18 protein-coding genes and 1 pseudogene are annotated in these 24690 nt (G+C 71.3%); 8 read left to right on the forward strand and 11 right to left on the reverse strand.

The features are described from left to right. Positions 1-489: 489 nt before the first annotated feature. From EAO76_RS30990 to EAO76_RS31005, 4 genes are read right to left on the reverse strand one after another with little or no spacing between them, the layout of a single operon-like run. The gene (locus tag EAO76_RS30990; protein ID WP_148839189.1) at positions 490-1563 is read right to left on the reverse strand and encodes a hypothetical protein; all 1074 of its coding nucleotides are present in this window, start codon (positions 1561-1563) and stop codon (positions 490-492) included. Further along, the gene (locus tag EAO76_RS30995; protein ID WP_148839190.1) at positions 1563-2651 is read right to left on the reverse strand and encodes an ATP-binding protein; all 1089 of its coding nucleotides are present in this window, start codon (positions 2649-2651) and stop codon (positions 1563-1565) included. Before EAO76_RS30995 ends, EAO76_RS30990 begins: the two co-directional genes overlap by 1 nt. Next, complete coding sequence (locus EAO76_RS31000) at positions 2648-4675, reverse strand: Mu transposase C-terminal domain-containing protein (protein ID WP_187438844.1); 2028 nt, start codon at positions 4673-4675, stop codon at positions 2648-2650. The genes EAO76_RS30995 and EAO76_RS31000 overlap by 4 nt, the downstream gene beginning before the upstream one ends. Continuing rightward, a complete protein-coding gene (locus EAO76_RS31005) occupies positions 4672-5325 on the reverse strand; it encodes a TnsA-like heteromeric transposase endonuclease subunit (protein WP_148839191.1) in 654 nt (217 codons plus the stop codon). Before EAO76_RS31005 ends, EAO76_RS31000 begins: the two co-directional genes overlap by 4 nt. A 308-nt stretch (positions 5326-5633) precedes the next feature. On the opposite strand from EAO76_RS31005, the gene lon reads away from it, so the two are divergent. Further along, positions 5634-8054 carry an endopeptidase La gene (gene lon, locus EAO76_RS31010; protein ID WP_148839192.1) on the forward strand — a complete coding sequence of 807 codons (2421 nt, stop codon included), beginning with the start codon at positions 5634-5636 and terminating at the stop codon, positions 8052-8054. Positions 8055-8509: 455 nt separating this feature from the next. Further along, positions 8510-10471, forward strand: a complete 1962-nt coding sequence (locus tag EAO76_RS31015; RefSeq protein ID WP_262376015.1) for a M4 family metallopeptidase — start codon at positions 8510-8512, stop codon at positions 10469-10471. 99 nt (positions 10472-10570) lie between these two features. On the opposite strand, the gene EAO76_RS31020 is transcribed toward EAO76_RS31015, so the two are convergent. Both EAO76_RS31020 and EAO76_RS31025 read right to left on the reverse strand, forming a co-directional pair. Beyond that, positions 10571-11251, reverse strand: coding sequence for a polysaccharide deacetylase family protein (locus EAO76_RS31020; RefSeq protein WP_187438909.1), 681 nt, complete (start codon positions 11249-11251; stop codon positions 10571-10573). 301 nt (positions 11252-11552) lie between these two features. Continuing rightward, a complete protein-coding gene (locus EAO76_RS31025) occupies positions 11553-12410 on the reverse strand; it encodes a lysozyme (RefSeq protein WP_148839193.1) in 858 nt (285 codons plus the stop codon). Positions 12411-12649: 239 nt separating this feature from the next. Here EAO76_RS31025 and EAO76_RS31030 point away from each other — a divergent pair, with 239 nt between their 5' ends. Then, on the forward strand, positions 12650-13132 hold the full coding sequence (locus EAO76_RS31030; RefSeq protein ID WP_148839194.1) for a MarR family winged helix-turn-helix transcriptional regulator: 483 nt from the start codon (positions 12650-12652) through the stop codon (positions 13130-13132). Positions 13133-13196: 64 nt separating this feature from the next. Here the strand turns inward: EAO76_RS31030 and EAO76_RS31035 are convergent, their stop codons facing one another. Next, complete coding sequence (locus EAO76_RS31035) at positions 13197-13982, reverse strand: protein phosphatase 2C domain-containing protein (protein ID WP_148839195.1); 786 nt, start codon at positions 13980-13982, stop codon at positions 13197-13199. 365 nt (positions 13983-14347) lie between these two features. On the opposite strand from EAO76_RS31035, the gene EAO76_RS31040 reads away from it, so the two are divergent. From EAO76_RS31040 to EAO76_RS31060, 5 genes are all read left to right on the forward strand, one after another. Continuing rightward, entirely contained in the window at positions 14348-17443 is a 3096-nt protein-coding gene (locus EAO76_RS31040; RefSeq protein WP_148839196.1) for a nitrate- and nitrite sensing domain-containing protein, read from the forward strand. Continuing rightward, entirely contained in the window at positions 17440-17919 is a 480-nt protein-coding gene (locus EAO76_RS31045; protein WP_148839197.1) for a roadblock/LC7 domain-containing protein, read from the forward strand. The genes EAO76_RS31040 and EAO76_RS31045 overlap by 4 nt, the downstream gene beginning before the upstream one ends. Next, on the forward strand, positions 17916-18329 hold the full coding sequence (locus EAO76_RS31050) for a DUF742 domain-containing protein (RefSeq protein ID WP_148839198.1): 414 nt from the start codon (positions 17916-17918) through the stop codon (positions 18327-18329). Before EAO76_RS31045 ends, EAO76_RS31050 begins: the two co-directional genes overlap by 4 nt. Next, on the forward strand, positions 18310-18960 hold the full coding sequence (locus EAO76_RS31055; protein ID WP_148839199.1) for an ATP/GTP-binding protein: 651 nt from the start codon (positions 18310-18312) through the stop codon (positions 18958-18960). Before EAO76_RS31050 ends, EAO76_RS31055 begins: the two co-directional genes overlap by 20 nt. Positions 18961-19064: 104 nt before the next feature. Further along, the gene (locus EAO76_RS31060; protein ID WP_148839200.1) at positions 19065-20303 is read left to right on the forward strand and encodes a styrene monooxygenase/indole monooxygenase family protein; all 1239 of its coding nucleotides are present in this window, start codon (positions 19065-19067) and stop codon (positions 20301-20303) included. Between the two features lie 82 nt (positions 20304-20385). Here the strand turns inward: EAO76_RS31060 and EAO76_RS31065 are convergent, their stop codons facing one another. The 4 genes and pseudogenes from EAO76_RS31065 to EAO76_RS31075 form a co-directional block, all read right to left on the reverse strand. Next, positions 20386-21561: a C40 family peptidase gene (locus EAO76_RS31065; protein WP_262375846.1), complete on the reverse strand. Its 1176-nt coding sequence runs from the start codon at positions 21559-21561 to the stop codon at positions 20386-20388. Between the two features lie 225 nt (positions 21562-21786). Next, positions 21787-22902 carry a PQQ-binding-like beta-propeller repeat protein gene (locus tag EAO76_RS47385; protein ID WP_316248382.1) on the reverse strand — a complete coding sequence of 372 codons (1116 nt, stop codon included), beginning with the start codon at positions 22900-22902 and terminating at the stop codon, positions 21787-21789. Positions 22903-23551: 649 nt separating this feature from the next. Beyond that, a pseudogene (locus EAO76_RS47390) lies at positions 23552-24286 on the reverse strand (serine/threonine protein kinase); the annotation flags it as partial. 136 nt (positions 24287-24422) lie between these two features. Further along, a complete protein-coding gene (locus EAO76_RS31075) occupies positions 24423-24689 on the reverse strand; it encodes a hypothetical protein (RefSeq protein WP_148839202.1) in 267 nt (88 codons plus the stop codon). Position 24690 lies beyond the last annotated feature (1 nt).

A 24690-nucleotide genomic window follows, 5' to 3' on the forward strand; every position in this document is an offset into this window, starting at 1 on the left:
CCAGAACCGCTCCTCCTCCCACCAGACGAAACGTCCCAGCCGTAGCGCTTCCCATCGAAACGCGGCAGGAATAGTAGGAAAAGATCCGATCTGCGAGGTTCCACAGGTTCGCCACGAGGCAGATCCCGAAGCCCGCCACGACGGCTCCAACCATGACAGCAAACATCAGCCACTCTTCCCACGCTCACGCGTTCAGATGAGTATGCATCTTCATACCCCGCTGCCCTGAGCAGCCCCCACACGGCGAACCGATCGCTTGCCCTCATTCAAGCCGTGCCGCCATAAGAAACGACCTCTTAGGCGCGTGAGTAGGCGTCGGCCGAAGGTCGCCTTCACTGTAGGCGGCACCACCATAGCCGGTAGGCATGCTGCCTCCCGTCACTTTCCAGCCCCCACAATCACAAGCCGACGAGTGCCTACTTCTCCTGCATGGCGCGGACGGCGAAAGGAGTTTGCCCCTTTTGGGAGGGATTCGGCCTCGTTGGCTTATCAGTGAGTCTGGTAGTAGCTGCGCCCATCCGGAAGACGCACGTGTTTCAGTATTGGTCTCCAGGCCCGCCGGAAGACGGTAGCGAGATGGCGGTGTGCGACAAGCGCCTCACCCGCCCGGTGGGATGCGTCGAAGGCCTGGGCGCGACGTTGCTGTGCAAGTCGCGTGGCAGAGCTCAGGGTTGGCTTTCGCAGGTACCGTATCTGGTCGTGGATGTAAATAGGAGAAAGCGGCTGGAGTTTGGCATTCATGTTGGCCCAGTGGCTGATGGGATCGTCGTCATGCTGTTTGTATCGGTATTTTGGGTGTCCTAGACGTCGCGCGATTTCGATGTGGAATTGGTGTCGGTCCCAGTTTGCTTCCTGCGCTGCTTGTCTCCAGTAGGACGACGCGAAAAGCGAGGCCAGCGCGACGGCTTCGGGGTAGACCGCGGCGCAGAGACGGGCCACGGAGAAGGTCGCTTCGGCTGTGCCGGGCGGGATGAGGACGTTGGCCCGGCGGATCCAGTCGTGCCACGCTTCGCCATTCTCGTTCTCCGGGAGTGACCAGAGCTGGCCGCAGATGAGTATCGCGGTGAGGACGGCGTCGTAGGTGATGGCCCAGCCGTGACGCTGGAGGATACGCAGATGTTTGCGTTGTGCCTGGACGATCTCTGGGAGGGTGTCGAGGGACGTACTCTGCCCGTCCGCGTCGGACGGGCAGAGCCATAGCCGGTGTCGAGCGCAGACATAGCGGTGGTGCGGCAGGATCCGGGTGACCTCGCCGCCGAGGTGTTTGGCGTTGCAATGATGGCAGCCTGATTGTGGCTGGTGGCGGTACATGGCCCAGTCGGGCTGTGGCATGCGTAGTTCGGGGAGGGCCCCGGCGAGGGAGTGGATGGTCCGGCCGGTGATGGCGGCGAGCCGTTCGGGGACGATGACGCGGCGCATGCCGCCAGAGGCTTCGCGTTCGGTGACGCACCGCCAGAGGACGTTGATGTCGAGACCGTGAAGGCGGGCCAGGCGGCCGATGTAGGAGGCAGCGATCTCGTGCTGTGCGGGCGGGACGGGGTCGGGTAGGCGGGGGAGGAGCATCAGGCGATGCGCCTGCGGCGGGAGCGGGGTTTCTCCGGGGCTGTGAGGGCTTGGCAGCGTTCGGCGGCGTAGTCCACCGGAACTGACTCCAAAAGGTCTTCTGTGATGCGTTCGCTGCAGTCTTCGATGGCGAGTACGCCGGCGCCCCGGACGAGTTGCGACAGGCTGCCGATCATGCCGCCGGTGCGGTGGTAGAGGTACTCGCTCAGACCCGTCAGCGTTCCGGGCTGATGGTGGTGCAGCCGGAGCATGGACTCCAGGGTGCCAACTAGGGATTGCCAGGCCTCCCGGTCCGTCCCGGAGGCGTAGGAGAACGGGGCGGCGGGGATAACGGTGAACCGTCCGGCGATCTGGCGGCCGCGGGTGCCAGCGAACAGGCCCTGGGCCTCAACATCGATGCCTGCGTAGGCGAATGTGGCGGGCAGTCGCTCGGCGAAGTACTTCAACTGGTCGGAGGCTTCGGCGCCGGTGCGGGTGGCGAGGTTCAGGTTGTGCAGCTCGTCGACCAGGACCAGGTCGACATGGACGTGAGCGCCGGTCGCGCAGACCGCGTTGACGACGTCGGTGATGTTGAAGCGGGTGGGGAAGTCCAAGCCGAAGAACCGGGCGAACTCCATGGCGAGCATCTTCGGTGTGGCGGCCGGCGGGACGGTGACATAGACGACCGGGAGCCGGGCGCGGTCGCGTGGGTGGCGCTTGCGGACCGCGATCTCGTGGGCCCGCCCGAGTTGGGAGAGGGCGGTGGTCTTCCCTGTGCCGGAGGCGCCGCTGATGATGACTCCCCGACGGGCGGAGATCTGCTGCCGGTTGAGCTGGATCAGGAGCCGTGAGGTGGCGATGACCTTCTGGATGGTCGGGGTGTTCACCAGCGGCAGGTCGGCGTGGTAGTTCCGGCGCGCGTCGTCATGGTGCAGCTTCTCCTTCTCGGACAGGGCGGCCTGCCGGGCTGCGGTCAGCAACGGAGGCGGGGACGGTTTGTGTTCGACGAAGCGACGCCATCCCTCCTTCGTAGTCAGCGGGCTGTCCGGCGGCAGCTCCTGCCCCGTTGCCTGCTGCGGGACGAACGTGGTGCGGGAAGGCCTGTTCATAGCCACCTTTCGGCTTCTGCGTGGGCGTCGAAGACACCGAACGGGATCACCCGGGCCGGTTCGGTGCTGGAGTCGGGCGGGGCTGGTTCCGGGGCTGCGGGCGGTGCGGGCGGCCGGTGGGAGGCGCCTGCGACACGTGTGCGGCCGACGACCTTCGCAGTACGGGTGTCCGGGCCGTGCTCGGCGCGGGTCAGCAACTCGTCCAGGACCCGGGCGACCGCCGCTTCATTGGTGTCGTCCAGCCCGGCTTCGGCGGCCAGCCGGCGGGCGTGCTGCCAGGTGAAGTCCGCGAACGGCGCGTTCACCAGCGGAAGATGCACCCAGGGGATTGTGACCCAGCCCCGCTGGGTGCGTACGAACACCTGAGACAGGTCGTAGGGGTCGTAGTGGATCTCCCAGAGACCGCGCTTGGCTGCATGCCCAGAGTGCTGGCGCCGCAGAGGCCCCAACTCGGCGCTGTCGTAGGTGCGGTAGTTGATCCGGATGCCGTAGCCGTTGATGGCCCGCCAGGTCACCGGCAGCAGTTCCAGGTAGTCCTCACCGCGCAGGACCAGCGGCAGGTAGCCGCAGGCCGCGACCAGCGAGGTGTACTTGTCGTTCGGCGACATCGCCTTCTTCGGGCGGAACGGGTCGCGCAGAGCATCGTGTGCTCTGGCTTGCCACCCGGCCAGCAGCCACTCATCCAGCAGGTCCTGGAGTTCGGGGACCGTCCAGATAGCCCGGTCCTCGATCCGTTCGCCGCGGCGGGAAACCTCCCGCCCTGTGTAGGCGGGAAGATGCTGGACGAACAGCGTGTTGACCGCGGAGAACGTCGCCTCCACGATGGCCTTGTCGGTCGGCGTGCGCGGACGCGCTCTCTGCACCGAGATGCCGAGCCGGTCGCAGGCCCGTACGAAGGTGTCGGAGATGAACACCTTGCCGCCGTCGATTACGACGGTGTCCGGCACGATCACCGGTTTCGCCGCGGCCTGCTCCATCCGGGAGTCCACGTCCAGCAACCGCAGGTGCGGCATGCGCGACGCTCCCATCCGCAGTGAGGCGGGCCAGCCGGGCCGCATAGGCTCGGGCACCAGCATCCGGGCCAGCAGTAGCGAGGCGTCCACCGCCTTGGTGCCCATCGGCCGCAATACTGCGGCGCAGATCGTCCGCGTCGCGACGTCGACCGCGATCGTCAGATCCGCGCGGGCGGTCAGCCCGGAATCGAGCACCACCATCACATCCAGGGGGGTGGAGTCGATCTGCACCTGTTCCCCGGGGCGGTCGGCGAACGTCGGGGTGAACGGGCCTTCGGGTCGGTTCGCCGTCTGCCGCCGCGTGACGGCCGAGCCGAAGGTGTGCCTCCCCGTGGATAGCGCGTCGATCAGCTTGTAGAAGGTCCGCTGACTCGGCAGCGGCACCACCCCCTCGCCGTGGGTGGCCTCCACCAGCTTGACCACCCGGCGGATCAGTCGGGATCGGGTCCCTGTCGAGGTGCGCGTCTCCGCTTCCAGGGCCTCCTGGACGGCCGCGACCAGCCGAGCGTCCGCCCGCCCCGTCGCCTCCCAGGTCTGCGTCGCCCGTTGGTCCACCAGCCCCCAGACCCCTTGCCGGACGTAGCGCGACCGTCGGCTCTGTACGGTCCGAACGGTCACCCCCAGCTCTTGCGCCTTCGCGGCCATCCGCTCCATCAGCGAGAAGGCGGCTGGGTCATAGCCGGGGCGGGGCGGCGTGCCCGGCGCGGTGCCGGGCAGCAGCCCGGTCTCGACCTCCACCATGTGCTGTTCCCACTCGCGCGCCGCCTCCAGCACCGGCTCCGGCAACGTCGCCAGCAACCCGGACGGCTCCACCGCGGGCAGCGGCTCCGTGCCGATGACGGCGAAGTCCGGCGCCGCCATCAGATGCGACGCGAGCACCACCGATTCCGCCCCCGTCGCAGAGCGCAGCCGCACCGATGTGCCAGCGAGCGCCACCACCTGGTGATCCCCGTCGTCGTAGGCGACCCAGTCGCCAGGCCGCAACACCGGCTTGCCCGGCCCTGGTGTCACCGCCGCACCCCCGCTGACACCAGCGAGAAGGCATGCAGTGGCACCGACACATTCGCTGTCAGCTCGTGCGACCACAGCAGGTGGAACAGCACCGGCAGCACCCTGATCGGGTCCCCCACCGAGGAGGCCCCGCCCATCAGCGGCTGTGGCTCGGAGTACGCCGCCAGCAGTTCGGAGGCCACCGGTTCCGGCCGGTGCCGGGGGTGGCGGTAGCCCGCCAGCCAGCGCACATTGCGCACCACGATCGCGTCTGGCGCACCCACCAGCCGGAACTCCCACCCCACCTGAGAGCAGGCTGTCTGCGTCGCCTCGAACTTCGCCACATCCCGTGGCTTGCGCTGATCCGCCGGGCGGCAGTCGACCACCACCGCCGTGCCGTCGTCACGGCGCGCGAAGTAGTCCGGCGCGTGCGAGACGCTCTTGCCCGCATCCGACCGCCAGAACAGCCAGAACGGCTGAGACGAGATCCCCACCACCGACGGGTCGAAGTCCAGGAGCATCACGTGGTCGCGCTCCAGCCAGGACTCGTACCCGATGTGCCCGCCCACCGTGGACGACCACCACAGGCCCGGCAGGTGCCGCTGCCCCTTGTACGACTTGAACGCGCGTACAGGCGCGGCGTCCTCGAACCGGACTGCCCAGGCATCCACCAGCGGGCGACGGAACCCAGACCCGTCCCGGTCGGCGTACGCGACTTCGAACCCCTTCGCCGGCGGCCCGGAGACACCGCCCGGCAGTACCTCTAACGAACCTGCCACGACTCTCTAACCCGAGCCCGCGACGAAAGGTCACTCTGCAAGGCGAAAGGCGAGACGAAGGACGAAGCTGCAAAACGAAGAGATCCATGTCAAAGGACAGCGACCGGCTGATCGCTCAGAGCGAACACTCTCCGGGGAACAATGGGCGGCTCAGGAGCATTGAGTCTGCATAGCTCAACTTGACTGCCGAAGGGGAGATCATGGCTACCGATTCCAATGCGGTCACTCCGCTCGCCCTGCCCGTGCTGCCGCTCGACGACGAGGTCGTGCTGCCCGGGATGGTGGTGCCTCTGGACCTGTCCGACACGGATGTACGCGTCGCGGTGGAGGCCGCGCAGGTCGCAGCCCGGGACGGCGGGGGCAAGCCCGAGGTGCTCCTGGTGCCGCGGATCGACGGCACGTACACCGGTACCGGTGTGATCGGCACCGTCGAGCAGGTCGGACGGCTTTCGGACGGAGATCCGGGCGCGCTCATCCGCGGCCGGGGCCGGGTGCGGATCGGGGCCGGTACCAGCGGGCCGGGCGGAGCGCTGTGGGTGGAGGGGACCAGGGTCGACGCGGTCGTTCCCGACCCGCTTCCCGGCGCCGCCGCCGAGCTGGTCAAGGAGTACAAGGCGCTCGCCACCAGCTGGCTGAAGAAGCGCGGCGCCTGGCAGGTCGTGGACCGGGTCCAGCAGATCGAGGACATCTCCGCGCTCGCCGACAATTCCGGTTACTCGCCCTTCCTCACCACCGCCCAGAAGGTGCAGCTCCTGGAGACCACGGACCCGGTCGCCCGGCTGAAGCTCGCCATCCAGTGGCTCGGCGAGCACCTCGCCGAGCAGGACGTCGCCGAGTCCATCGCCAAGGACGTCCAGGAGGGCGTCGACAAGCAGCAGCGCGAGTTCCTGCTGCGGCGCCAGCTCGACGCCGTGCGCAAGGAGCTCGCCGAGCTCAACGGCGACCCGGAGGACGAGTCCGACGACTACCGGGCCCGTGTCGAGGCCGCCGACCTCCCCGAGCACGTCCGTGAGGCGGCGCTCAAGGAGGTCGAGAAGCTGGAGCGCTCCTCCGACCAGAGCCCCGAGGGCTCCTGGATCAGGACCTGGCTCGACACCGTTCTCGAACTGCCGTGGACCGAGCGGACCGAGGACGCCTACGACATCCGCGGCGCCCAGCAGGTGCTCGACGCCGAGCACGCCGGTCTCCAGGACGTGAAGGAACGCATCACCGAGTACCTGGCCGTGCGCAAGCGGCGTTCCGACCGCGGCCTCGGGGTCGTCGGCGGGCGGCGCGGCGGCGCCGTGCTGGCGCTGGTGGGCCCGCCCGGCGTGGGCAAGACCTCGCTCGGCGAGTCCGTCGCGCACGCCATGGGCCGCAAGTTCGTCCGCGTCGCCCTCGGCGGCGTGCGGGACGAGGCGGAGATCCGGGGTCACCGGCGCACGTACGTCGGAGCCCTGCCGGGACGCATCGTCCGGGCGATCAAGGAGGCCGGCTCGATGAACCCGGTCGTCCTGCTCGACGAGATCGACAAGGTCGGCTCCGACTTCCGGGGCGACCCGGCCGCCGCCCTCCTCGAAGTCCTCGACCCGGCGCAGAACCACACCTTCCGCGACCACTACCTGGAGGTCGAGCTCGACCTCAGCGACGTCGTCTTCCTGGCCACCGCCAATGTGCTCGAAGCGATCCCGGAGGCCCTGCTCGACCGCATGGAGCTGGTCCGGCTCGACGGCTACACCGAGGACGAGAAGGTTGTCATCGCCCGGGACCACCTGCTCCCGCGCCAGCTGGAGCGGGCCGGTCTGGAGAAGGACGAGGTCGCGCTCGACGAGTCCGCGCTGCGCAAGCTGGCCGGCGAGTACACCCGCGAGGCGGGCGTGCGGAACCTGGAGCGGGCCGTCGCCCGGCTGCTCCGCAAGGTCGCGGCCCAGCACGAACTGGGCGACCGGGAACTGCCGTTCACGGTCACCGAGGCGGACCTGCAGGGCCTGATCGGGCGCCCGCACCACGTCCCGGAGTCCGCCCAGGACCCGGCCGAGCGCCGGACGTCGGTGCCGGGCGTGGCCACCGGACTCGCGGTGACCGGCGCCGGCGGCGACGTGCTCTTCGTGGAGGCGTCGCTCGCCGACCCGGAGACCGGGGCGTCCGGACTCACCCTCACCGGTCAGCTGGGCGACGTGATGAAGGAGTCCGCGCAGATCGCGCTGAGCTTCCTGCGGTCGCACGGCGCGGAACTGGAGCTGCCGGTCGCGGATCTGAAGGACCGCGGCGTGCACATCCACTTCCCGGCGGGCGCGGTCCCGAAGGACGGCCCGAGCGCCGGCATCACCATGACGACGGCGCTGGCCTCGCTGCTCTCCGGGCGGCTGGTCCGTACGGATGTGGCGATGACCGGTGAGGTCTCGCTGACCGGACGGGTGCTGCCGATCGGCGGCCTGAAGCAGAAGCTGCTGGCCGCGCACCGGGCCGGGATCACCACCGTGGTGATCCCGAAGCGGAACGAGGCCGACCTGGACGACGTGCCCGCCGAGGTCCTGGACACGCTGGAGGTTCACCCGGTGACGGACGTCCGCCAGGTGCTGGAGATCGCCCTGGCCCCGGCCTCGGCCCGGACCGACGAGAGGATCCCGGCCGCGGCGTGACCGCCACGGCGTGACGGACGCGGCGTCACGCGCGCGACCGGTACGGACGGCCCGCCTCCCCGGCAACGGGAGGGCGGGCCGTACCCGCGTACCCGTGGGCTTGAACGCCCCGCACCCGTACGCCTCAACATCCCGCGCGCCCGTGAGCCTTGAACGCCCCGCGCACCCGTACGCCTCAGCATCCCGCGTACCCGTGCGCCTCAAGCGCCCCGCGAGCGCTCCACCTACCGGTACTCCCCGAGCGCCCCGCGTGCCCCGGTCATACCTCCAGCCACCCCCGCAGCGTCGCCCGGGCCCCGCCTGGAAGCGGGTCTGCGCGCCCAGCTGGTCCAGCAGCACGCTGATCCGCCGACGGGGCCGCGCCCGGCGCAGGCACGCCCGCGAAGGCGGCCGGGGCACAGGCCGCCCCGGCGGCCGGGACCCCCCGGGACGCCCCCGGCGTCAAGGGCACCGGCCTGCGCGTCGACGGCACCGAGGTCCCCCTCGACCCGTACCACGACGAGACCACCGACCAGTACCTGATGCGGGACTGCTCCCGGCTGTGGAACACCAGCGAGGGCTCACTCGCCACCTGGGACGCCCGGGGCGTCGACGTGGCCGCCGCGTCCGGGCGCTGGCCCAGCGGCATCGACGTGTTCAGCCACCCCACCAGCGACTTCGGCAAGGACGCCGGCCAGTCCGGCGCGACGGACGCGCACTGGGCGGCCGGGCAGGTCCACGACTACTACAAGGAGCGGCACGGCCGCGACAGCCTCGACGGCCGCGGCATGAACATCGACTCGCTGGTCGGTGTCACCTTCAACGGCCGGCCGTACGTCAACGCCTTCTGGGACGGCCGGAAGATGGTCTACGGCAGCGGCGACAACGAGTACAAGCCGCTCTCCGCCGACCTCGACGTCGTCGGTCACGAGATGCCCCACGGCGTCGTCGAGTCCACCGCCGACCTGGTCCACGCGGGCCGGTCCGGCGCCCTGAACGAGGCGGTCGCCGACTACTTCGGCAACGCCATCGACGTCACCGCGTCCGGCACCCCGATGGACGACCCGGACGCGGGCCTGATCGGCGAGGACCTGTGCCGCACGACGGCGCCCCGCGCCTGCGCGTTCCGCGACCTCAACGACGGCGCCACCACCTCGAAGAACTTCCTCGGCGTGGCGTTCTCCACCGACAACGGCGGCGTGCACCTCAACTCCACGATCTACTCCGGAGCCCTCTGGGACATCCGCGAGGACCTCGGCGCCGAACTCGCCGACAGGATCGCCTACCGGGCGTTCGACTCCTACCTGACCCCGCTCGACGGCTTCACCCGGGGCCGTGCCGCCACCATCGCGGCGGCCAGGGAGCTGGGCGTCACGGCGAAGCAACTGAACGTCGTCAAGCGGGCGTTCGCCGCCCACGGCATCGTCCCGGGCCGGGAGCAGGCGCTCGGCGTCGACTCCGACAAGCTCTTCGGCAGGCTCAACACCGCGGGCACCGGCATCGGCGCGGGCGGCGGCTGGTGGGCCGCGTCCAAGTCGAACGACGACGGCTCGGAGCCGTACTCCGTCTACGCCGGACGCACCGACGGCCGGGGAGCTCCCCGGCTCGTCAGCCCCAACGACGGCCGCCACCACGTGTACCCGGCGACCGACGGGAAGACCGTGGTCTGGGCGGCGTTCGGCGACACCGGGATCGACGTCCTCCAGCGGCCGATCGCCGGCGGACCGATCAGGACCGTCTGGTCGTCCTTCACCGGAATCCAGGGGCTGCGCGTGGACGGGGACCTGGTGGTGTTCACCGAGTCCGACCCCTTCGGCAGCCGGCATGTCGGCCATGTGAACACCCGCACCGGCAAGCAGGCGTACGTCGACGGCGGGCGCTACCACCTCTCCACCGCCGTCGGGTCGGTCAAGGGCTCCACGATCGCCTACGGCAAGCTCTACCCGGGCGAGGAGGAGTACGAGCTCGGCGTCGAGGTGTTCGACGTCACCACCGGGAAGACCCGGCTGCTGCCGCAGAGCGGCAGGCCGCAGGCGCTCGGCCAGACCGCGGTCACCAAGGACTCGGTGTTGTGGCTGGTCGACGAGGTCGAGGACCGGGGGCAGCTCGCGGTGCGCCGGGCCGGCCACGACGGCACCGGACTCGAGGACATCAGCCCGGAGACCGGTGACGGCGCGCTCCTCGCGTACGACCTGACGGCGTCCGACGAGGCGGTCACCGTGTCGGCGCAGGTCCCGGACACGACGTACCGCAACGAGACGCTGTCCAAGCTGTGGCAGCTGACCCCGGACGGCTCGCGCGTCCAGCGGGTCTCGTGCAACCGCGGCGAGCAGTCGTACGCGGCGGCCGACGGCGGCCGGCGGGTGGTGTGGATCGACGGCACCACCGGCTGGACGGACCTGGTGACCCGGGAGCGGCCCGCGGGCGACTGCGGCTGACACCACCCCGGTACGGGGTACCGGGCACGGAACGGAGGAGCACGAAGGCGGGGCCCCCGGCGCACGGACGCCGGGGGCCCCGCCTTCGTGCGGTCCGGCTCAGGGGCGGTAGATGGTGCCGGGGACCAGCTCGGCGGGCGCCATCAGCTGGGGGACGGTGACGAAGGTGTAGCCCTGCTTCTTCAGCGCGTCGATGATGCCCGGCACCGCGGGCACCGTGCCCTTGTAGATGTCGTGCAGCAGGATGATGCCGTCCTTGCTCGCCTGGTCCAGGATGCGCTTCTTGATCAGCGCCGAGTCGTTCGTGGAGAAGTCCTTCGCGGTGGCGCTCCACAGGATCTGGGAGAGCCCCAGGTCCTTGCTGATCTCCGAGACGGTGTCGTCGGTGCGGCCCTGCGGCGGGCGCATCAGCCGCGGCTTCTTCCCGGTTATCGCCGCTATCGCGTCCTGGGTCTTCTCCAGCTCGGCGCGTATCTCGTCCGGTTCCCGGTCCGTCAGGACCTGGTGGGTCCAGGTGTGGTTGGCCACCTCGTGCCCTTCGGCGGCGAGCCTGCGCACCATGTCGGGGTGCTTCTTGACGTGGTTCTTGCCCAGCAGGAAGAAGGTCGCGTGGACCTTCTCCTCCTTGAGGATGTCCAGCAGGCGCGGGGTGTACTCGCCGGGTCCGGCGTCGAAGGTCAGGGCTATGCACTTCGCCTTGCGGCAGTCCACCGGGCCGAAGGAGCCCTTGGCGTCGGAAGCCGCGTCGTCACGTGCCGAGCCCGGTGCGGTGGTCTCCATGGAGCAGCCGCTCAGCGTCAGGGTGAGGGCCGTCACAAGGGCGGCGACCAACCCCGTACCGATCGACTTCGTCTTCAGGGACAAGGCGGTTCACTCCTCCATGGCGGTGCGGGCACACGTTGTGCGGCGGAGAAGGACTATACACAGGGTGTATACAGCGGGTTTATAGGGGGGGTCGCCCCTCGGACCGGGGAGGAAATGCCCGGCCGGGGGCGGGAAACGGTGACGCCCCGGTGACCGGGTGGGTCACCGGGGCGTCGCGATGCGGGGAGGTGTGCCGCGCGGCTCGCGGCGGGCCGGATCAGCCGTTGGCGAGCGCCTGGAGGCGGTCGTAGGCGCCGTTGAAGTGGTTGTGGTCGCCGACGTAGGGGCCGGACGAGGTGTACTGCCACATCGTGTAGAAGCCCCAGCCGGCCGGGAGCTCGCCGACGGTGGAGTTGTAGCGGGCCACCCACAGCGGGTTGGTGGTGCCGAAGCCGCTGTTGTTGCCGGTGCAGGTCTTCCACCAGCTGGTCGCGGTGTAGATGACCGCGTCGCGGCCGGTGCGCGCCTTGTACCGGTTCACGAAGTCGCGGATCCAGGAGACCATGCCGGCCTGGGTCTTGCCGTAGCACTGGTCGCCGTACGGGTTCCACTCGATGTCGAGCACGCCGGGCAGCGTCTTGCCGTCCCGCGACCAGCCGCCGCCGTTGTTCACGAAGTAGTCGGCCTGGGTGGCGCCGCTCGTGGTGTTCGGGGTGGCGAAGTGGTAAGTGCCCCGGATCATGCCGATGTTGTACGAGCCGTTGTACTGCTGAGTGAAGTACTCGTTCTTGTAGTACGTGCCCTCGGTGGCCTTGACGTAGGCCCACTTCACGCCGCTGTTCCAGAGCGTCGACCAGTTGACGTTGCCCTGGTGGCCGGAGACGTCGACGCCTTCGGTCTGGACGGCGAGGGTGCCCATCGAGTCGCTGTCCTGCTTGCTCTGGCCGTCGTGGGCGATGACGCCCATGCCCATGGTGGCCGTGCCGCGGGCGGGCTTCTTGGCGGCCCGGTCGTGATCGGCGGCGGAGGCCGCGCCCGGCAGGGCGATGAGCAGGGAGAGGGCCGCGAGCAGGGTTCCGGCCGCGGCGAGGCGGGGGCGACGGGACTTTCCGGACGTGGATCTGAGCACCGGCATGGGAGTGCCTCCGAGGACTTGGTGGGGGGACGCGGGGATCCCAGGGGGCGTCCTGCGCCCCCTGTCGCATGTCATGGTGTGGACATGCCATGCATGACTCTACGCACGTAGAAACGTGCTGCGGAAGAGGGTCCGGGCGCCGTCGTTGGTCTATGCCTGCGAAATACTGGCCGAGCTGCGGCGATGACCGGCGGCGAAAGAATTTTTCAGCGGCAGGAAAGCTTACGAGGGGTGTTGACGTGCACGGGAGCGAAAGCGGTAGTGAACGCGGCGCGACCGGGGAAAGTGGTGTGGACCACGCATTCCTCGCTCTGGAACGCGAGTTGGCCGTCTTTCTGCGCCGGGCGCGGGCCAATTCCGGGGAGATGGCGCGCGAGGTCCATCCGGAGCTGGAGTCCGCCGCGTACGGACTCCTCGTCCGGCTGGAGTCGGCGGGGCGGCAGCGGGCCACCGATCTCGCGGCCTACTTCGGGGTGGGCAAGGCGACCATGAGCCGTCAACTGCGCGCCCTGGAGGGCCTCGGACTGGTGGCGCGCGAGCCCGACCCGGCCGACGGCCGGGCCTTCCTCGTCCACCTCACCGCCGAGGGGCTGGCCCGTTACCGCAGCGTGCGCGACGCCCGCCGCGAGCGCTACGTCCGCAAGCTCGACGACTGGGACCGGGCCGAGGTGGCCGAACTGGCCCGGCTGCTGCACCAGTTGAACGCCCGCGCCGAGGAGTGACGCCGGGCGGGGCGGTCGTGGCCGCCGATCAGGCCCTTCGGTGCTTCGTTCTTCCGGTTCCCCGTCACAGCACCGCGTAGAGCGCCGTCGCGTCGTCATGGGTCTTGCCGCGGCGCGGACGCGCACGTTCCGTGTCCCCCTCCTCCAGGGCCCGCACCCGGTCGATCAGCCCCTGGGCCCCCTCCTTGCGCAGCACTTCGAGGCAGTCCGCCCAGTCGCCCTCGTGGAACATCTCCGTCCAGCGGGCCGCCCCGTCGGTCAGCGCGGCCAGCGCCCGCACCCGGCCGGCGGGGGTGCGACCGGTGACCGCGCGGTCCGCCACGGAGGGGTCGGCGGCGGCGGTGAAGAAGCCGCCCTCCTTGTTCCGCACCCGGGCGTCGGCGATCGCGGCACTGGCCAGTGAACCCGGCGGAAGGCGGTCGAGCCGGTCGTCGAGCAGGGGGCGCACGGTTCCGTCGTGTGCCTCGATCAGCAGTACGGAATCGGAGAGCACCAGATGCTCGACCCCGCCCTCGTCCCAGCGGGCCATGATGACCGTCGCCTGCGGTGTGCGGACGTGAGAAAGGTCACATGAGGCGCGGTGTGCGTCGGCGGTGCGCCGAATGGACGTGGCCAGAATCTCCTGGAGGGTCAGATCCCGCCGCGAAGCGGACAGTTCGACCAGGGTGCCGCCCAGCCGCGCGGTGAACCAGGGGACCGAGTGCACACAACCGTCATCGCCCGGGGGAGGAGTCACCCCGTCGAGCAGGACCAGCGCCCCACCCTGCCCGGACGCGGGCAGTGCGGTGGCGGCCCAGTCCTCGTTCGGGCGTTCCGGGCTGCCGGCGGCGGTGGCCAGGTCGATGCGCATGCGGCCAGTCTGCACGATGCCTTCACGAGGCCCACATCGGGCCGATATTGGCCTGTACCAGCAGGTCAGGATCGCGCCAGGGCGGAAGGGAGGCCTCCGTGCGGCGTGCGGGCGGGCATCCTGCCAAAGCCCGCGCGGAAGTTCCAACCGGCGGATCGCGGGTACCCGAGAAGGTTTGAAAGGAAACTTGTTTGCTAACTCTGGAGTGATGTTCACTCGTTCAGGTGGCGGAGTGGTTGATGCGCGCCCCCCTCTCAAAAGCACTGGAATGGTCGGAAGCCGTACCAGGGGTCGGGACGCTCATCATTTGTGACCGTGCGTCACCTCTGCTTCAAGGGCGGACGAGTACAAGATTGCGAGCACCGGTGCAGAAGAAGCGGCCTCGGAGCAAGGGCAGCAGGCACGGCGATTCCGGGGTCACGCCGCCGGAAGCCGCCGGGAGCGGGAGCACCAGGCGCCCCGTGCGCGTACGGAGTCGGCTGGTCGCCGGTGTCGCCGTCGTCGGCATCACCGTCATCGCCGCGGGCACCCCGGCGATCCTCACCGCCTCCTCCGTGCTGAACGATTCACAACGGCTGGTCACCCTCGCCGAGCTGAACCAGCAGGCCATCGCCCTCGCCCACGCCCTCGCGGACGAGCGCGACGAGCTCACCGCCCACATCGCGGCGGGCCGGGACGAGAAGTCCGGCCCGGCGTCGGACGGCGCGGGCGCCGGCAGCCGCAGCGCCCGCGTCGACCAGCAGGTCGACGAGATCAGGGAGGCGGCCCCGGCCGCACTGCGCCGCGACCTCTCCACCATCCCCTCCCTGCGCCGTGACGCGCTCGGCGGCAAGGGCACGGCACTGGACGCCCACCGGGCGTACTCCGAGGTCATCGCCAAACTCCACGACCTCGCCGACGAACTCGCCGAGAAGACCCCGCCGCGCGCGGCCGAGGCCACCCGCGCCCCGCTCGCCCTCGGGCAGGCCACCGAGCAGGCGTCCGCCACCCGGGGCCTGCTGATCGCCGCGCTCTCGGTGCCCCGGCCGGTCACGACCCCGCAGCTGGACCCGATCACCGGCCTGCCGGTCCAGCCCCAGGACGGGAGCGGCGACAGGAACGGGCGCGTCCGCGACGAGCTGAGCGCCGCCGCCCAGCAGTCCCGGGTCCGCGAACTCGCCGCGCTCTCGGACTTCGACCAGGCCGCGGGCTCCACCGCCCGCGACAAGCTGTCGTCCACCGTCACCGGGCCCGAGGTCAACAGCGCGGAGAAATACCTCAACACCCTCACCGACCGTCCCGAGCTGTCCGAATCGGACCTGCGGACCAGCCGCAAGAAGGCCCAGGCGGCGCTCTCCGCCCGGATCGACCGGATGCGGAGCGTCGAGTCCGCCCTCGGCACCCAGCAGGTGCGGCGCCTGGAGCAGCTGCGCGACGACGACGTCACCGCGCTCGAACTGCGCATCGCGCTGCTCGGCGGCTGCCTGCTGATCGCGGTCGGCGTCTCCACGGCGGTGGCCCGCACCCTCACCCAGCCGCTCGCCGTCCTGCGGATCGGCGCCGCCCGCCTCGCCGCGGAGCCCGAGACCGCCGAGCCGATCCGCTACACCGGCCGCAACGACGAGTTCGCCCAGGTCGTGGGGTCCCTCAACAGCCTGCACGGCAGACTCCGGGGGCTCCTCCAGGAGTTCAACGGCCGCTTCGAGGAACTGCGGACCGAGCGTGCCGAACTGGTCGCCGGGCGCGAGGCCCTCGATGCACAGCGTGCCGAGCTCCAGGCGCAGACCGCCGACCTCACCGCCCAGCTGAAGCGGCTGGAGCACACGGTCCACCACACCTTCGTCAACCTCTCGCTGCGCACCCTCGGCCTCGTCGAGCGGCAGCTCGGTGTCATCGAGAGCCTGGAGGAGCGGGAGCACGACCCGGAGCGGCTCGCGACCCTCTTCAAGCTCGACCACATGGCCACCGTCATGCGCAGGCACAGCGAGAACATGCTGGTCCTCGCGGGCACCGAGCACAGCCACGGGCACGCGGGACCGATCCCGCTGGTCGACGTGGCGCGCGCGGCCGTGTCCGAGATCGAGCGGTACGAGCGGGTCACGATCCAGTCCCTGCCGCCGCACGCCCAGATCGCCGGTTTCGCCGCCGACGACCTCAGCCATCTCGTCGCCGAACTCCTGGAGAACGCGACCTCCTTCTCGCCGCCCGACTCCCATGTCCAGCTCTCCGGCTGGCTGCTGGAGAGCGGCGAGGTGATGCTCTCCGTCCAGGACGCGGGCATCGGGATGTCGCCCGAGCGGATGGCCGAGCTCAACGCCCGCCTCGGCGACCCCGCGCTGTTCGACTCGGCCGAGCAGGACGGCGAGGGCGCATCGGAGGCCGGGCTCGGTCTCCGGGTCGCCTCCCTGCTGGCCGCGCGCCACGGCGTACGGGTCCAGCTGCGCGAGCACAAGGGCAGCGGGGTCACGGCCGTCGTCGTCCTGCCCGAGGCCCTGCTGCCGAAGGCGCCGCCGGCCGCGGTGCCGCCGCCGGTCCAGGTCCCCGGCGAGGCACCCGCGCTGAACCTGCCGGGTTCGGTCGCCGAGGCCAACTCCAACGCGCTGCCGGGAGGACGCGAGCCCGCCCGCTCCGCCGACCCGCTGATCGAGGCGGCCGAGCGGGCGATCCGCGCCTCGGGCGTCGACGGGCCGAGCACCGGGGAGGCCGGTGCCGAAAAGGCGGCCGCCGACGGGCCGAGCGCCGAAGAGGCGGACCTCGAAGAGGTGGGCGCCGGAAAGCCGGGCGCGGAGGAGCCGGGTGCCGACACGGACCCCGAGCCCGCCGCCGAGGCCGTGGCGGAGCCCGCCACCGCCCCCGAGTCCGACTCCGAGACCACGATGCAGTTCCGGCTCCCGGTGGCCCCGGCAGCCGTTCCCGACCCGGCGGACCCCGAGCCCGCTCCCGGGGCCGGTGCGCCCGGCCCGTACGCCATCGGCCCCGACCGCCACGAGCGCACCGCGGACGAGGCCCCGGAGCCGCACACCGCACCGGCCACCGCGCCGGCTCCCGCACCCACGACCGTGGCCGAAGCGCTGCCCGGCCCCCGGCGGCCGGAACCTGAGCCGGAGTCGGAGCAGGAGGAGGACCGGCCGCGGGCGACGGCCGAACGCCTCACGGACAAGGGGCTGCCCAAGCGCACCCCCAAGATCGTCAAGCCCGCCGCGGAACCCGCCGCCGAGCGCAGGGGAACCCTGGACAAGGAGGCGCTGCGCCGTCGGCTCGGCGGCTTCCACCAGGGCGCGAAGGACGGCCGCAGGGACGTCGAGGCGGAGATCGCCGAACTCACGGCGACCGGGTCGTTCCCGGTGGCCGCCGCACCCGGCGGGGGATCCGCACACACCGGGCGCGGCGAGAGCGACCGCGGTGTGACCGACCGCGGCACTGTCCGAAACGACCAGACGACGGATGAGACGGGGGACACAGTCGAGGAGGCACACAGTTGACTGCGCCCAGCACGCTCGGGCTGAGTACCGAGGCCCGGAACCTTCACTGGCTGCTGAGCAATCTGGTGGAGGAGGTGCCAGGGGTCCACTCGGTCACCGTCGTCTCGTCCGACGGACTGATGCTGCTCTCCTCCGACCCCGGCCACCTGGTCACCCGGACCGGGGGCCCGCAGGACGGGCCCAGGGGCTCCAGCGCGGACCTCGCGACCGTCGTCTCCGGCATCGGCAGCCTCACCATCGGCGCCGCCGGGCTGATGGACGGCGGTGGCGTCAAGCAGACCATGGTCGCCATGGACGAGGGCAGCGTCTTCGTCATGTCGATCAGCGACGGATCGCTGCTCGGGGTGCACGCCACGCCGGACTGCGACATGAGCGTCATCGCGTACCACATGGCGCTCTTCGTCGGCCGGGCCGGACACGTACTCACCCCCGAACTCCGCAGTGAGCTGCGCAAGTCGATGGAGGGCGCCGAGTGAAGCCCGCCGCCGAAACCGCCCGCAGGCTCCCCGTCCGCGGCGCCGACCGCAGGCCCGCACGGGTCCGCCCGTACTCGCTCACCGGCGGCCGTACCCGCTTCGGCCACGTCCTGCTCGTCGAGACCTTCGTCGCCGCGCTCGAAGCGCCCGAGGAGCGTCGCGAACTGCCCCAGGGCAACGGGTCCGCCCGCCTCATGCCGGAGCTGCGGGCCATCGTCGAGATCTGCCGCCGGATGCGTACCGTCGCGGAGATCTCGGCCCTGTTGAAGATGCCGCTCGGTGTGGTCCGGGTGCTGCTCAGCGACTTGGCCGACCAAGGAAAGATCCGCGTGTACGGGACCGGTCACGGCACCGGCCAGCCCGACCGCGCACTGCTCGAAAGGGTGCTCAATGGCCTCCGCCGTCTCTGAGTCGCCGCTCTTCACCCCTCGTCAGCCGGGCACCGGCAACCGGGCCGAGGAAGCGCCGCAGGCCTGGCAGCTGGACCACACCAGGGCCCCCACCGCCGCGAAGATCGTGGTCGCGGGCGGCTTCGGCGTGGGCAAGACGACCTTCGTCGGATCGGTCTCCGAGATCACCCCGCTGAAGACCGAAGCGCTGATGACGCAGGCCAGCGAGGAGACCGACGACCTCTCCGCCACGCCCGACAAGATCACCACGACCGTCGCGATGGACTTCGGCCGGCTCACGCTCGACGACGACCTCGTGCTGTACGTGTTCGGCACCCCCGGCCAGCAGCGCTTCTGGTTCATGTGGGACGACCTGGTGCGCGGCGCGATCGGCGCGGTGGTGCTCGCCGACACCCGGCGGCTCGCCGACTGCTTCCCCGCGCTCGACTACTTCGAGAGCTGCGGCCTGCCGTACATCGTCGCCGTCAACCACTTCGAGGGAACGCCGGCGTTCGAGGAGGAGGATGTCAGGGAGGCCCTGACCGTACCGCCGCACGTACCCGTCGTGATCATGGACGCGCGCAACAGGATCACGGTCGTCGAGTCGCTGCTGGCCCTCGTCGGCCACGCCCTCGACGCCACCCCGGCCTGACCCGGCCCGAAGCCCGGCCCGGGCTCGCGGGGCCCGGGCCGGGCCCTTCGGCCCCGTCCCCGGCCCCCGCCCGGCTCGTACGCAACACGTAACGGAGAACCGCGATGCGGAGAATACTCATAGTCGGAGCCGGTCAGTCCGGACTCCAGCTCGCCCTCGGACTGCAGTCCAAGGGCTACGAAGTCACCCTGATGTCCAACCGGACCGCCGACGAGATCCGGTCCGGCCGGGTCATGTCGACGCAGTGCATGTTCCACACGGCGCTCCAGCACGAGCGCGACTACCAGCTCAACTTCTGGGAGTCCCAGGCCCCGCGCATCGAGGGACTCGGCGTCTCCGTCGCCGGGCCCGACTCCTCGCGCGCCGTCGACTGGGTCGGCAGGCTGGACGGCTTCGCGCAGTCCGTCGACCAGCGCGTGAAGATGGCCGGCTGGATGGAGACGTTCGCCCAGCGCGGCGGCCAGCTCGTCATCCACGGCGCGGCCGTCTCCGACCTGGACTACTTCTCCCGCACCTACGACCTGGTACTGGTCTCCGCGGGCAAGGGCGAGCTGGTCTCCATGTTCGGCCGGGACGCGTCCCGTTCGCCGTTCGACGCCCCGCAGCGCGCCCTGGCCGTCGCATACGTCCACGGCATGGGCCCGCGCCCGGAGCACCCCGACTTCGACGCGGTCCGCTGCAACCTGGTCCCCGGTGTCGGCGAGCTGTTCGTGATGCCGACCCTGACCACGTCCGGCCGCGCCGACATCCTGTTCTGGGAAGGCGTCCCGGGCGGGCCGCTCGACGCCTTCCAGGGCATCAAGGACCCCTCCGAGCACCTCGCGAAGACGCTGGAGCTCATGGAGCGGTTCACGCCGTGGGAGTACGCCCGCGCCACCAAGGTCGAGCTGACCGACGCCAACGGCACCCTGGCGGGCCGCTACGCGCCGACCGTCCGCAAGCCGATCGGCCGGCTGCCCGGCGGCGGACTGGTGCTCGGCGTGGCCGACGTCGTCGTCGCCAACGACCCGATCACCGGCCAGGGCTCCAACTCCGCCTCCAAGTGCGCCAACGCGTACCTGGACGCGATCGTCGAGCACGGCGACCGGGAGTTCGACGCGGAGTGGATGCAGGCGACGTTCGACCGCTACTGGGAGACCGCGCAGCACGTCGTGAAGTGGACCAACGCGATGCTCGGCGTACCGCCGGAGCACGTGCTGAACCTGATCGGCGCCGCCGGCGGGCTCCAGCCGGTCGCCGACCGCTTCGCCAACGGCTTCAACGACCCGGCGGACTTCGAGAACTTCTTCTTCGACCCCGAGAAGGCCAACGCGTACCTCGCCGAGGTGTCGGGCGCCGCGTAGGCGTCCGGACATCGCGACGGGGCGGGTCCGGGACACCGGACCCGCCCCGTCGCGTCGCCGTCGTGCGGGGGCGTTCCCGGGGCTATCGCCCCGGCGCCGACGACGAGCCGTACCCCGTGTCCGAGCCGGAGGAGGCGCCCGACGGGAGCGCCGGCAGGCGGTACGAGGACAGCGACGCGCCCAGCGGGTCGGGCCGCACGGCGCCGAGCAGCGGGTTCGACGCCACCGGCGAGACCTTCACCCGCGAGCCCGGCCGGGGCGCCTGCACCACCAGACCGTTGCCGATGTACAGCGCCACATGGGTGGCCTTCGGGAAGTAGATCACCAGGTCGCCCGGGCGCAGCGCGTTCAGCGGCACCTTCCGCAGCTGCCGCCACTGCTCCTGCGAGGTCCGCGGAATGACCAGGCCCGCCCGCGCCCACGCCTGCGAGGTGAGCCCCGAGCAGTCGAACGAGTCCGGCCCCTCCGCGCCCCACACGTACGGCTTGCCGATCTGGTCGATCGCGTACGCCACCGCCTCGGCGCCCGCCCCGGACGGCCGCTTCGTCGAGGACAGCGCCCCCGAGGCGGCCAGGGCGCCCTGGGCCTTCGCCGTGCCCGCCTGTTCGAGCCGGGACAGCTCGGCGAGCTGCGTGCCGGAGAGCGTGGACAGCATTTTTTCCACCGCCCGCAGCCGCGTCCGGACCGTGTCCCGCTGCTTCTTCTGCCGCGCGGCCAGGACCCGCTGCCGGTCGAGCACCTTGCGGGACTCGGTCGCCAGTTCGTCGGCGCGCTTCTCCGCGGCGGCGAGCCGCTTCGTGGTCGCCGCCCGCCCGGCGGCCGCCCGCCGCATCATGTGCTCCTGTTCCAGGAGGTGTTCGGGGTCGGGGGACAGCAGGAGCCGCATGTACGCGGAGAAGTCGGACCGCCCCTGGTACTGCTCCCGCGCCAGCTGCCCGGCCGCGTCGCGGCTGTCGGCCAGCGCGGTACGGGCGGCGACGAGCGCGGTGTCGAGCTTCTTCGCCTCCGCCTTGCGCTTCTTCAGCTCCGCCGCGGTCCCGTTGTACGTCTCGGTGGCCTCCTCGGCCTGTTGGTACAGCTTCCGGAGGTCGGTCAGGAGCAGGGAGACGCTCCTGGCCGCGGTCGCGGGGGAACCGGACGACCCGGCCGTGTCACCCGCGACGGGGTCCGGGGCCCCGGGCGCGGCCACCGCCGGCGAGGTCACGACGAGGGCAGCCAGGGTCGCGGTGCAGACCGTACGAAGGACTCCGCCTGACACGACATCACCTCCGGTGACGGGGCGGTCGCGAAACTGCCCCATGAGTGAGCGCAACGGGTCAATACGGTCACTCGGTGCCGGGAGATGCAAGAACCGCGTGTGCGGCGGTGGACGGGTTCGCCCGGAAGGCGGCGGGGCCGGTGCGCCGCCCGGGTTCCGGACCCCCTTCGCCCGGAGCGGACACCGGAACGCGCCGCTCCGGACGAGGGGATCGGGGCCGGGGGCTCAGTCGACGGGCAGTGCGCAGAACATCCGGTCGCGCTGCACGACGACCAGCCGCCCGGTCGGCAGCACCCGGTACGGGGCGGTGACCGCGGGGCCCTCCGGGGCCTGGACCCCGATGTCCTGGAACTTCCACAGCCGTCGCCCGTCCTGCGCCGCGAACGCGGTGACCTGGGACTTGTCCGAGGCCAGCAGCGTTTTGCCGGTCGTGCTGAGCGCGACGGCGGGCGCGGAGGTGCCGGGCAGCACCTCGGTGGAGCGCCGCCAGCGCAGCCGCCCGGTCTCCCGCTCGACCGCCCCCACCTCCTGGGAGCGGTTGGCGGTGTGGAGCAGCGCACCGCTGACGACCGGGGTCCCGAACGGGCTGCCGGTGCCGTTCAGCGTCCACTTCGGCTTGCCGGACGGGGTCTCGAACGCCAGGAGGTCGTCGCCCACCGCCGCGTACAGCAGCCCCTGTTCGTCCCCCGAGGCCGCCCCGTCCGGTGCGACGGAACCGAGGGGCTTGCTCCACAACTGCTTGCCGGTCTTCCGGTCGAAGCACCGGAAGACCGCCTTCCCCTTGGCGGCGCGCACATCGCCGGGGGAGAGCGTGTCCTGGGTCTGGCGCACGACGATGTCGTTCTCCCGGAGCGCGATCAGCCGGTGGACGGGGGCGCCGCCGCGTCCGTTGGGCACGGGGGCCCGCCACAGCTCCTTGCGCCGCGCGATGTCGTAGGCGAAGAGGTACGACTTGACGACCTGCTTGTCCTTGCCGCGCTTCTTGCCCTTCTTCGGCGGCGGGGCCTTGACGGTGACCTTGTGGGAGCCGGTGAACCAGACCACCGGGTCGGACGAGCCGACGATCTCCGACACGGTGAGGCCCGGCGCCCCGGCGAACAGGTCCGCGTGCGCCTCCCGGTGCGTGACCTTGCCGTTCTCCGCCGAGAGCCAGAGGAATTCGGACGGACCGATGACGAAGCAGACGGAATCCCCGGCGGCGACGGCCGCCTTCCCCCGGGCCGCGTCCGCGTTCTCCCACGCGCGGCGGCCGGTTCGCAGATCGACGGCGGTCGCCCCGTTCTCCCCGGTCAGCACCAGCAGCCGGTCGTTCCAGAGGGTGGCGGTGAGCGGCGCGGGCAAGGGAGTCGACGGCCTCGGGCCTGCCGCTCGCGGCACAACCGGAGGCCCCGGCCGAAGGAACGGCCGACGGAACGACCGGGACACCTGCCGAGGGAACCGCCGCAGGAGCGGCCGACGGAACGGCCGACGGAACGGGGGCGGGCAGAGCGGGAAGGGCGGGAGCGGCGGGAACGAGGTCCGTGCCGGGGCCGGGGCCGGAGCCCGTCGGCAGGGCCGGGACGGGACCCGGCTGCGGGCCGGTGAGTTCGGCCGGGACGGACAGCTGGGTGGTCGGGCGGTCGGTCCCCGGAACGCGTCGTCCGATGCCGCTGAGCTGGGTGGTCCGGGTGTCCTCGACGAGGGAGGAGGACTCGGCGGTCGCGGCCCCCGTTCCGTCGGCCGTTCCGTCGGCCGCTCCTGCGGCGGTTCCCTCGGCAGGTGTCCCGGTCGTTCCGTCGGCCGTTCCTTCGGCCGGGGCCTCCGGTTGTGCCGCGAGCGGCAGGCCCGAGGCCGTCGACTCCCTTGCTCGCGCCTCCTGTTCCGCCAGCGCCGCGACCAGCCGTTCCGGCAACCAGCCGTCCTTCGCGAGTTCCGCGACCCCCTCCGGGGCCAGCTCCGCCGCCACCGTCTCCGCGCTCGGCCGGTCGGCCGGGTCCTTCGCCAGGCAGCGGGCGATCAGGTCGCGCAACTCCTCGGGAACCGCGCCCAGTTCGGGGTCCGTGCGGGCGATGCGCTCGGCTCCCTCGGCGGCCGGACCGTCGGCGAGCGGGGTGGTACCGGTCGCCGCGTACGCCAGCAGCAGGCCCAGTACGAAGAGGTCGGAGGCCGGGCCGGGCTCCTCGCCCTCGACCTGCTCGGGGGTGAGGTAACCGAGCCGTACGGACAACTGCCCGCCGGGCCGGGCCTCGGCGGAGGCCGCGGCGCCCAGGGGGCCGAACGCGGTGAGCCGCGGCCCGTCCTCGGCCAGCAGCACCGTCCGCGGGGACAGGCCCTGGAACACCGCCCCGGTGGCGTGCACCCGGGCGAGGGTCTCGGCGATGCCCGCGCCCAGTACCCGCACGGCGTGTTCGGGAAGCGGCCCCGCGAAGCCGATCGCCTCGGAGAGCGCCGTCGCGGGTACGTAGGGACCGGCCGTCCACGGCAGCTCCGAGTCCGGGGCGTCGGCCGGGACGTCCGGCCGGGGCCCGTCGCCGGCCAGTCGCTCCTCGGTACGGGCCTCCGCCTGGAAACGGCGCCGGAAGGCGGGCAGCGAGGCGAGTTCGGGACGGGCCGCGGTGATCACCACGGGATCGTCGGCCGCCGGGTCGTGCGCGAGGTACCGCACGGCGCTCGCGGTCTCGCGCAGCCGTGCCAGCACGGTGTAAGGACCGAAGCGGCGTGGATCGTCCTGACGCGGCGCCTCCATGGCGCATCCCCCCTAGGGTCTTTCGTTTGGATCAGGCCGGATCCGAACGAAAGACCCTCGCTGACCGTGCCCGAGCACCGGAGCGTCGATCTTAGAGCGTCCGGAAACCGGCGCGGGGCCCGCACCCGCCGCGCTCTCAGTGCGGTTTGGACCAGGGCCACTTGGGGGTGTTCCGTACCCGCCCCTCGGGGACGTACTCATAGACCCAGCCGCGCGGGATGCCCAGCCGCTTGGAGTGCCCGGCCGGTGCGCGACGGTAGGCGTACACGGTCGGGGGACCGCCGTCGGCGGCCGGGACCGGAACCTCGTACCACTTGGGCGGGTGGCCGGTCGCACCCACCAGGACGGGCAGCACCCGCCCGTCCAGGGGGCCACCGGTGAAGGGGGTGTTCTCGCTTCTCACC

Source organism: Streptomyces sp. sk2.1, assembly GCF_008120935.1.
GTDB lineage: Bacteria > Actinomycetota > Actinomycetes > Streptomycetales > Streptomycetaceae > Streptomyces.